Genomic DNA, 10,412 nt, shown 5'->3' with positions numbered 1-10,412 from the left:
GGAAGCCGCCGCGGGCCCCCCGAGGCGCCCCCCCCCCCGCCCCCCCACCCCCCCCCCCCCCCCCCCCCCCCCCCCCCCCCCGCCGCGGACTGTCCGGCAACGCACGCCGGGTCCGGTCAGTCCTCCCAGCAGCTGACCAGAACGGCCACGTCGGCGGCCCTCTGGGTCAGGGCGGCGGGGCTCATGTCGGACTCCAACTGCATGGTGCGCACCGGCACCCCGGCGGCATCGAGCGAGGCGACGATCTGCTCGGCATGGACGGAAAAAGACACCTCGGGCGGCAGCACCTGGCCATTGTCGGCCCGGCGAGGTAGCAGCATGCCCATCACGGCGCCGCCCCCGTCGAAGACCGGCCCGCCCGCGTCGCCCTCCTGCGCCATGAGCGAGAGGCGCTTGACCTCTTCCTCGCCGTCGAGGCCACGGATATCAGCCAGCGTGCCGAAGGTCAGCGCCGGGGTGGCCAGCACCCCGCCATAGGGAAAGCCAGCCACGGCCACCTCGGCCTGCAGGCGAGGCACGCCGACGTTGAAATCGGCCACCTGCGCGGGCGCCAGTTCCTCTTGCGGGCGCAGCACGGCCAGGCCAAGCGCCTCGTCACGGTGGACCGGGCGCGCCTCATGGGCCTTGTCCAGGGTGATGGACCCGCAGTCCTCGATAGCCCTGGTCGTGGTCAGCACATCGCCGCTCGCATTGACGTAGAACCCACTGCGGTCGCGCAGGGGGCGGCGCACCTGCAGCCCCGAGACCAGGTCGATGGCCTGGTCATCGTCCGGTTCGGCGGCGGCCGGGTCGAGCACGCCGTCGATACGGGCAAAGCTCTCGCGCATCTCCGACAGCACCCGGTCGCGGCGTTCCGTGTCACCGGCGGGCCAGACGAGGGTGAAGCCCTTGATCTCGCCCGCCTCCAGCGACACCGAGGTGAAGGACTGGATGTCCTCGCCAAACCCCTCGATCGTGAAGCCATCGGCGGTGCGGCTGCGCGGCCCCTCGCGGGGGACGATCTCCAGCGTCTGCATGATCTCGTAGAGGCCGAACATCCGGGTCCGGTCGCCCGGCTGCGAGATCAGCAGAACCTGCGCGTCCATATCGCCCGTCGCGCCATAGCGTGCAAAGGGCGGCTCATAGGCCTCGAAGGCGACGGCGCCGGTGGGCATCGTCATCTCGATCCCGGCGGTTTCATCGCGGACCGTGGCCATGTCCAGCCCCTCGAGAATGGCGTTGTAGGCGGCCAGCAACTCGGCCCGCTGGCCGGTGGTCATGACGCCGGTGATCTCGTGGTTGTTGGCGTCTTGCCAGGCAGACATGGCCCTGCGCGTGCCGCGCCCGAACAGCCCGTCGATGGCCCCGGCATAATGCCCGGCCCATTGTAGCATGGACTGCAATTCGCGTTTCTCGTCGCGGGGCAGAAGGCCCTCGGCAGCGCGCGCCTCGGCCACGGTCTCGTCGGGGGTTTCTGTCGGTGCGGGGTCGGGCTGTTCGGCAGGCTCGGTCAGCGCATCCGTGGCGGCGGTCGTGCCCGTCACCCCGGCGGGCCAGTAGCGCTGTCGGAACTGGCTGCCGTCGACCAGGTAACTGTCGCGGGGGATCAGGCCGCGGGCCCGCAGACTGCGGCGCACGGTCTGCGCCCGATCTTCGCTATAGGGGCCCAGGGCAATCCCGTACCAGCCCGTCCCCAGCAGGAAGCCGTTGACATCGTCGACCCCGGCGGCGGCATAGCCGCGCGCGGCCTCCTGCGCATCGGACAATGTCCGCTGCGCTTCGACCTGAACCCACGACCGCTGCTGCGCCATTGCCGGCCCCGTGGCCAGTGCGCCGATCACCGCGGCCAGAAACACCGCGGCCAGAAACACCGCGAAAAGCCCTGTCGTTATCCTGCGCATGACACCCATCCCGTACCCGTTGATTTCACTGTCGTTGCGGCCGTGCCCCTGCCGGGGTCGCCCCGGTGGACAACCTACCAGACCAGAAGACCTTTGCACCCCGAAATCGCACCCGCCGGCCCGCATGCCCAGCCGGTGGTGACCTTGCGGCTGGACGCCCCGGCACGTCGCATTGACCCTGCCCGCCGCCGCGCCTATTGAAGCGCCCGAACGCATCCTGCGGCCGCGCGCCGACAATCGAAAGGTGAGCCATGGCTGACGTGCCTGCCCGGACCCGGCCCCGCAGCTTTCAGGAGGTCATCCTGAGGCTGCAATCCTACTGGGCGGCCAAGGGCTGCGCCGTGCTGCAGCCCTATGACATGGAGGTCGGCGCCGGCACCTTTCACCCGGCGACCACGCTGCGGTCGCTGGGCACCCGGCCCTGGGCGGCGGCCTATGTGCAACCCTCGCGGCGGCCCACCGACGGGCGCTATGGCGAGAACCCCAACCGGTTGCAGCACTACTACCAGTTCCAGGTGCTGATCAAACCCAGCCCGCCGGACCTGCAGGACCTCTACCTCGGCAGCCTGCAGGCCATCGGCATCGACATGGCCCATCACGACATCCGCTTCGTCGAGGATGACTGGGAAAGCCCCACGCTGGGCGCCTGGGGCCTCGGCTGGGAGGTCTGGTGCGACGGCATGGAGGTCAGCCAGTTCACCTATTTCCAGCAGGTCGGCGGGCACGACTGCCACCCCGTCTCGGGCGAGCTGACCTACGGGCTGGAAAGGCTGGCCATGTATGTGCTGGGCATCGACCACGTGATGGAGATGCCCTTCAACGCGCCCGATGCGCCGCAGCCGCTGGCCTACGGCGATGTCTTCCGCCAGACCGAGCAGGAATACAGCCGCTGGAACTTCGACGTGGCCGACACCGACGTGCTGCTGCGCCATTTCGAGGAGGCCGAGGCCGAGTGCCACACCATTCTCGACCAGCCCGCCGAAGACCCCAAGACCGGCCAGCGCATCATCATGGCCCACCCCGCCTATGACCAGTGCATCAAGGCCAGCCACATCTTCAACCTGCTGGACGCGCGCGGCGTGATTTCCGTGACCGAACGCCAGGCCTATATCGGCCGGGTGCGCACGCTGGCGAAGCTCTGCGCCGATGCCTTCGTGCAGACCGAGGCCGGCGGGGCCGCGGCATGACCCCGGTGCGGCTGGCGATCGTGGCCATGGTGCTGAGCGCGCTGGTGGCCGGGGTGGCGCTTTATTACCTGCAGGTCTACGCCTATTACGAGGAGGTCGACGCCGAAGCGGCCGGCGGCGTGCAACTGACGGATGCCGAGACCGATGCGCCCGAGCCCATCGCCTTCGACAACTTCCGCGCCATCGACGCCAACAGCAGTCCGATCCGTTTTCGCGCCTGTTTCGACACGCCGCTGTCGCAAGACGAACTGCGCGAGGCCTACGTGATCGCCGCGGCTCCCGAGCCGCTGACCGGGCCCGGCTGGTTCGACTGCTACGACGCGCAAGAGATCGGCGCGGCGCTGGAACGCGGCGACGCCATCGCCTTGATGGGCGTCGAGAACATCGACTACGGCATCGACCGCCTCGTCGCCGTCCTGCCCGACGGGCGCGGCGTCGCCTGGCACCAGATCAACCGCTGCGGCGCGGTCGTCTTCGACGGTGAGCCCGTCCCCGACGACTGCCCCGAACCGCCGGAGACCGACTGACATGGCTGATCTACTGATCGAACTCTTCTCCGAGGAAATCCCGGCCCGGATGCAGGCCAAGGCCGCCGCCGACCTGAAGCGCCTTGTCACCGACGGGCTGGTCGAGGCGGGCCTGACCTACGCCAGCGCGGGCGCCTTTCACACGCCGCGCCGTCTGACGCTGTCCATCGAGGGGCTGTCGACCGAAAGCCCCGACACACGAGAAGAGCGCAAGGGCCCCAAGGTCGGCGCGCCGGACAAGGCCATCGAGGGATTCTGCCGGGGCGCCGGGGTCGACCGTGCCGCGCTGGAGGTGCGCGACACCGGCAAGGCGCAGGTTTACTTTGCCGTCATCGAACACAAGGGCCGCCCCGCGCCCGAGATCGTGGCCGAGGTGCTCGACCACACGGTGCGCCACTTCCCCTGGCCCAAGTCGATGCGCTGGGGCGCTGGTTCGTTGCGCTGGGTGCGCCCGCTGCAGTCCATCCTGTGCCTGCTGACCGACGACGACGGCGCCGAGGTCGTGCCGCTGGAGATCGACGGGATCACCGCCGGCAACACCACGCGCGGGCATCGCTTCATGGCGCCCGACGCCTTTGCCGTCTCGTCCTTCGAGGATTACGAAGCGAAACTGAAACAGGCCCGCGTCCTGCTGCGCCCCGAGGAACGCGCCGAGCACATCCGGCAGGAGGCGGCCAACATGGCCTTCGCCGCCGGGCTGGAGTTGGTCGAGGACACCGGCCTGCTGGCCGAGGTCGCGGGGCTGGTGGAATGGCCCGTGGTGCTGATGGGCGAGATCGACGCCGATTTCCTGCACCTGCCGCCCGAGGTGCTGCAGACCTCGATGAAGGAACACCAGAAGTTCTTTTCGCTGCGCGACAAGACCGGGCAGATCACCCGCTTCGTCACCGTCGCCAACATCGCCGCGCCGGATGGCGGCAAGACCATCCTCGCCGGAAACCGGAAGGTGCTGGCCGCGCGGCTGGCCGACGCCAGGTTCTTTTGGGACAACGACCTGCGCGTGGCCAGGGCCGGCATGCAGGACTGGTGCGACGGGCTGGCCGCGGTGACCTTCCACGCCAAACTGGGCAGCCAGGCCGACCGGGTCGACCGCATCGCCGCGCTGGCCCGCGAGATCGCGCCGCAGGTGGGCGCCGACCCCGAGACGGCCGAAGAGGCCGCCCGCATCGCCAAGGCCGACCTGCGCTCGGAAATGGTGGGCGAGTTTCCCGAGTTGCAGGGCGTCATGGGCCGCTACTACGCGCTGGAGGCCGGGCGCAGCCCGGAGGTTGCCGCGGCCTGCCGCGAGCACTGGAAACCCATGGGACAGGACGACGACGTGCCCAACGCGCCGGTCTCGGTCGCCGTGGCCCTGGCCGACAAGCTGGACACACTGACGGGCTTCTGGGCGATCGACGAGAAGCCGACGGGCAGCAAGGACCCCTACGCCCTGCGCCGCGCCGCGCTGGGGGTGATAAGGTTGGTGTTGGGGAATAACGTGCGGACACGCCTCCGAAACATACTTTTGAGGTCGCTTTTCGAGAAGCATTTTCAGCCGGAACTGGTCTCTGCCGAACTTGGGTCCTCGCGCTTGCTAGAAACTGCTCGAAACATTGCAGAATTCGATTTTCTCAAGGAGGATGATCGCGAAAAGCTGCTGTCCTCGATTACGGACGCAATCGACGCCACCTCTGCGGACGAGGAAGACAATGAGTTCGTTAGGAGGTCAGCGAAAAAAGCAGTTGAAGACGCCGAACGGTCTTGGGCCGACCTGCTCGCCTTCTTCCACGACCGCCTCAAGGTCCACCTCAAGGGCGAGGGCATCCGCCATGACGTCATCGACGCCTGCCTCGCCATGGATGGCGCCGACGACCTGACCCTGCTGGTCAAACGGGCCGAGGCGCTGGAAAATTTCCTGCGCACCGAGGATGGCGAGAACCTGATCCAAGGATTCAAGCGCGCCAACAACATCCTCACCCAGGCCGAGGACGCTGACGGCGTCGAATATACCTTCGGCGCCGATGCCCGGTTCGCCGAGGACGCGGCGGAAACCGCCCTCTTCGCCGCGCTCGACGCGGCCGACACGCGCATCACCCCGGCCATGGCGGCCGAGGATTTCGCCAGCGCCATGGCCGCCATGGCCGGGCTTCGCGCGCCCATAGACGCCTTCTTCGAGCAGGTGCAGATCAACGCCGACAGCCCGGTGCTGCGGCGCAACCGGCTGAACCTGCTCTCGCGCATCCGCACCACCTGCCTCGGCGTGGCCGACCTGCGCCGGATCGAGGGCTAGGCGGGCACTGCGTCGACGTAGCGCCGCGATCCGTCCACGGATCGCCCGCCCGGCCCCGCCGTCGGCCCTGAAAGGGGCACGCTGGACTTGCGCCGAATCACGGGCGCTCTAAGGTGCTGCACAGAGGAGTGCTGCAATGCAGAAAGTCGTGACCCTCAAGGATATGTGCGTCATCACCCGGACCGCGCCCATGGCGGCCGAGGTTCATGGCGGCCGCGCGAAGTGCCTGCAACGGCTGGTGCGCCTGGACTTTCCGGTGCCCAAGACCGTGGCGCTGTCCTTCGACGCGGTGCGCCTGATCGCGGGCGGCCAGCCCCCGGCGGCCGACATGATCCTGCGCGAGTTTCCCACGCTGCCGCTGCTCTCGGTGCGCCCCTCCAGCCTCAACCCCGACTGGGGTGGGCCGGGCGCGATGCTCAACATCGGCATGAACGCGGCCAAGCACGAGGCGCTCTGCGGCGCCATCGGCGAGACGCTGGCGACCCGGCTCTACATGTCCTTCGTGCAGTCCTACGCGGTGCATGTCGCCCGGCTGGACGCCGAGGAATTCGACGCCGCGGCCCATCCCAGCATCGACACCCTCAATGCCATGCTCGCCGTCTACGAGGCCGAGATGGACGCGCCCTTCCCGCAGGAGGCCGAGGTCCAGCTGGCCGAGGTGCTGCGGTCCATGGCGCGCGCCTGGGAGGGCACCAGCGCGCGGCTGCTGCGCCAGGCCAGGGGTGCGCCCGCCGATGCCGGGCTTGGGCTGGTTGTGCAGGAAATGGCGCTGGGGATCGGCGCGGGCGAAAGCGGCTACGGCATGATCCAGTTCATCGACCCGGCCACCGGCCAGCGCCGCCCCACCGGGCGTTACAAGGCCCAGGCCGTCAGCGGTGAGCACCTGCACGACCAGGAGGACACGCTCTATCTGACACGCGACCCGCGCGGCCCCTCGCTGGAAGACCGCTGTCCGGAGGTCTTCGCGCAGTTGCAGGCCTTCGGCGAGACCTGCCGGCACAAGCTGCGCGAGGAGATGGAGATCAAGTTCGTGCTGCAGGACGGCGCGGTGCAGGTGCTTGACGCGATCCGGGTGCAGCGCTCGTCACGGGCGGCGGTACGTGTGGCCGTCGACCTGGCCGAAGACGGCATCATCCCGCGCGACGAGGCCGTCATGCGGGTCGAACCGGACGCGCTGTCGGAACTGCTGCACCGGCAGGTCGACGCGGGCGCCACCCGCGATGTCATCACCACGGGCATCGCCGCCAGCCCCGGGGCGGCGGCGGGGCGGCTGGTCTTCTCGCCCTACGAGGCCCAGGCGAGCGCGGCGCGCAACGAACCCTGCGTGCTGATACGCCGCGAGACCACGCCCGAGGACATCCGCGGGATGCATGCCGCCGAGGCCGTGGTGACGGTGCGCGGCGGCATCACCAGCCATGCCGCGGTGATCGGGCGCGGGCTTGGCTTGCCCTGCATCGTGGGGGCCGACGACCTGGTGATCGATGAACGCAAGCGGCAGGTGAAGGGCCCGCGCGGGCGCATCTTCCGCGAGGGCGACATCGTCACCGTGGACGGCACGACGGGCCAGTTGCTCAACGGCCAGACCGAGACGGTCGAGGCGGCGCTCGACGGCGCCTTCCAGACCTTGCTGTCCTGGGCCGACAGGTTGCGCGACATCGGCATCCGGGCCAATGCCGACACCCCCGCCGACGCCCAGAGCGCGCGCAACTTCATGGCCCAGGGCATCGGGCTGTGCCGGACCGAGCACATGTTCTTCGAGGAAGACCGCGTCAACCTGATGCACGAGATGATCTTCTCGGACAGCCCCGAGGGGCGCGCGGCGGTGCTGGACCGGCTGCTGCCGCTACAACGGGCGGATTTCGCGCAGGTGTTCGGCATCATGGAAGGCCTGCCGGTCTGCATTCGCCTGTTCGACCCGCCGCTGCACGAATTCCTGCCCACCGGCAAGCCCGGCATGCGCGACCTGGCCGATGTCCTGGACCTGCCGCTGAGCCAGGTCGTCGAGCGCATCGAGCAGTTGGAGGAATACAACCCCATGCTGGGGCTGCGCGGCGTGCGGCTGGGCGTGACCGTGCCCGAGATCTACGAGATGCAGGCCCGCGCCATCTTCGAGGCGACGATCGCGGCCAGCCAGACCGGCGCGCCGGTGGTGCCCGAGATCATGATCCCGCTGGTCAGCGCCATGAAGGAGGTCGAACTGGTCCAGGGCCGCATCGACGCGGTGGCCGCCGCCGTGCGGGCCGAGACCGGCGCGGACTTCGACTATCGCCTGGGCGTCATGGTCGAAACCCCGCGCGCCGCCCTGCGCGCCGCCGACATCGCCGAGCACGCGGCCTTTTTGTCGTTCGGGACCAACGACCTGACCCAGATGACCTATGGCCTGTCGCGCGACGACGCGAGCCGCTTCATGTCCGACTACGTGCGGCTGGGCGTCTATGACGAAGACCCCTTCCACCGGCTGGACCTGGAGGGCGTGGGCGAGCTGCTGCGCATCGGCGCCGAGCGGGGCCGCGAAGGCCGCCCGGACGTGACCCTGTCGATCTGCGGCGAACACGGCGGCGACCGCGCCGCCATCGATTTCTGCCGCGCGAATGGATTCGACTATGTTTCCTGCTCGCCATTCCGGGTGCCGATTGCGCGGTTGACCGCCGCTCAGCTCGCCCTCGAAGGCAAGGGCGGATGGCAGGGATAGAGGCCTCGGGGCCGCGCATCACAAGGGGATGAGGCGCCAAATCAGCCATGTGACCCCGTTGCATCAGCCACATGACGGCCATGTGACCCCCGGGGTGGACGCAAGCCCGCCCGTGGCCTATGTCCTGCCGCGCTGGCACGGCTCCGCGCCGTGCAACACCTGTGGGGATGACGAAATGATGTTTCGGACGCTGACACGCGCCACGCTGGCCGCGGCACTTGCCCTTGGAGCGCTGGCCACCTCCGCGACGGCAGAGCTGCTGGAAACGCGCCTTGCTGCCCTGCTGGGCCAGGAACGCGCCGCGATCGGCATGGTGCCCCACAGCCGCCTGTCGGCGCTGACCGCGCCGCCCACCCCCGTGGCGCGCAAGGTTGCGACCGCCGAGGGGACAATCGCCTATGACAGCGCCTTTCTCGCCGACCAGCCCGGGGCCGATGGCGGCGCGCAATGGGAATGCCTGACCGAGGCGCTCTATTTCGAGGCCCGCGGTGAAACCGTGCGCGGCATGTTCGCGGTGGGCGAGGTCATCCTCAACCGCGTGGACAGCGCGCGCTTTCCCGATGATGTCTGCGCCGTTGTCACACAGGGCACCGGGCAGCTCTATGCCTGCCAGTTCACCTTTACCTGCGACGGCAGCCCCGAGACGGTGCACGAGCCACAGGCCTGGGCCACCGTGGGCAAGGTCGCGCGCCTGCTGATGGACGGAACGGCGCCAGGCGATCTGACCAATGGCGCCACCTATTACCACACCCGCGCCGTCAGCCCCCGCTGGGCCCGGGTGTTTCCCCGGACCACCACCATCGGCTCGCACCACTTTTACCGCCAGGGCTGACCCGGCCGCGTCGCGCGCGGGCATTCGCCGGTCGCGCATCGGCGCTTGTTCCCGTGACAAGGCCCTAGTATCCCCGCGATACGACAACCGGGGGTGCCCCATGAATTCCGACATCCGCCTTGCCTTCGCCCACCCGGCGGAACGGGCCGAAGCCACCGTGCCGGCCGAGGGAGCGCTCAATGACCGCATCTCGCTGCGCGACTACGTGGCAGAGGTCGAGATCGGCGCCTTCCAGGCCGAGCGCGGCAGCCCGCAGCACATCAAGTTCAACGTGGTGGTCGAGGTCGCCCCCCTGTCGAGGCCTGTCGAGGACGACGTGGACCGCATCCTGTCCTACGACCGGGTGACCGAGGCGATCCAGTACGAGCTGGGGGCCGAGCGGCTCAACCTGCTGGAAACCCTGGCCGAGCGCGTGGCCGACCGCATCCTGCTGGAACCCCAGGCCGAGCGTGTCTTCGTGCGCATCGAGAAGCTGGACCGTGGCCCCGGCGCACTTGGCGTCGAGATCGCGCGCGAACGGGGCAAACAGGCCGCCGCGGCCCAGGCCCACGAAGAGGCGTCGCACCCGCGCATCGTCTACCTGACCAATGCGGCCATTGCTGCCGACAGCCTGGCGCGCTGGATCGACGATTTCGCCGCACGCGCGGCGCCGCTGATCTTCTGTGTCGGCCCCGCCGACACCCCCGCCCCGCAATCGCGCGCCGCCCTGGCACAACGCCGCATCGACCTGCTGGCCATCGAGCAGAACGCCTGGGTGCTGGCCGGGCGCGACCGCCGCTGCGTGGTGACCCGCAGCCGGACGGAACTGGACTGGGCAATGAAGAATGGCCAGATCTGTGTCTGGGCCCCCTCCAAGATCGTGCTGGACGCGGTGGAAAGCCCCTCGGCCAGCCCGCGCGACGCCCTCGCGCTGGCGGCCTGGTTCGCGCAGGAAATGCAGGCCGAAGAGCTTTGCGTTCTGGGCGGGACCGCGCCAGACTGCGCCCTGCCGACAACAAGCTACACGCTGGACTGATGCCCGACCC

Annotated in this window: 7 protein-coding genes; 6 read left to right on the top strand and 1 reads right to left on the bottom strand. The window is 69.2% G+C overall.

From position 1 onward, the window contains the following. Positions 1-116: 116 nt before the first annotated feature. Positions 117-1,880 carry a trypsin-like peptidase domain-containing protein gene (locus tag ACH107_RS06580; RefSeq protein ID WP_412505152.1) on the bottom strand — a complete coding sequence of 588 codons (1,764 nt, stop codon included), beginning with the start codon at positions 1,878-1,880 and terminating at the stop codon, positions 117-119. 251 nt (positions 1,881-2,131) lie between these two features. Here ACH107_RS06580 and ACH107_RS06575 point away from each other — a divergent pair, with 251 nt between their 5' ends. The 6 genes from ACH107_RS06575 to ACH107_RS06550 all read left to right on the top strand — a co-directional run bounded on the left by ACH107_RS06575 (position 2,132) and on the right by ACH107_RS06550 (position 10,402). Continuing rightward, the gene (locus tag ACH107_RS06575; RefSeq protein WP_412505151.1) at positions 2,132-3,067 is read left to right on the top strand and encodes a glycine--tRNA ligase subunit alpha; all 936 of its coding nucleotides are present in this window, start codon (positions 2,132-2,134) and stop codon (positions 3,065-3,067) included. Then, complete coding sequence (locus ACH107_RS06570) at positions 3,064-3,594, top strand: DUF6446 family protein (protein WP_310691242.1); 531 nt, start codon at positions 3,064-3,066, stop codon at positions 3,592-3,594. The genes ACH107_RS06575 and ACH107_RS06570 overlap by 4 nt, the downstream gene beginning before the upstream one ends. A 1-nt stretch (position 3,595) precedes the next feature. Further along, a complete protein-coding gene (gene glyS, locus ACH107_RS06565) occupies positions 3,596-5,863 on the top strand; it encodes a glycine--tRNA ligase subunit beta (RefSeq protein ID WP_412505150.1) in 2,268 nt (755 codons plus the stop codon). A gap of 136 nt (positions 5,864-5,999) precedes the next feature. Continuing rightward, a complete protein-coding gene (locus tag ACH107_RS06560) occupies positions 6,000-8,555 on the top strand; it encodes a putative PEP-binding protein (protein ID WP_412505149.1) in 2,556 nt (851 codons plus the stop codon). Positions 8,556-8,583: 28 nt separating this feature from the next. Beyond that, positions 8,584-9,387, top strand: a complete 804-nt coding sequence (locus tag ACH107_RS06555) for a cell wall hydrolase (protein WP_412505148.1) — start codon at positions 8,584-8,586, stop codon at positions 9,385-9,387. A 100-nt stretch (positions 9,388-9,487) separates the two neighbouring features. Continuing rightward, positions 9,488-10,402 (top strand): dihydroneopterin aldolase, encoded by a 915-nt coding sequence (locus ACH107_RS06550; protein ID WP_412505147.1) that lies wholly within the window; start codon positions 9,488-9,490, stop codon positions 10,400-10,402. Positions 10,403-10,412 lie beyond the last annotated feature (10 nt).

The organism is Roseovarius halophilus (ex Wu et al. 2025) (assembly GCF_047086965.1).
This window is presented reverse-complemented; position numbering and strand designations above follow the sequence as displayed.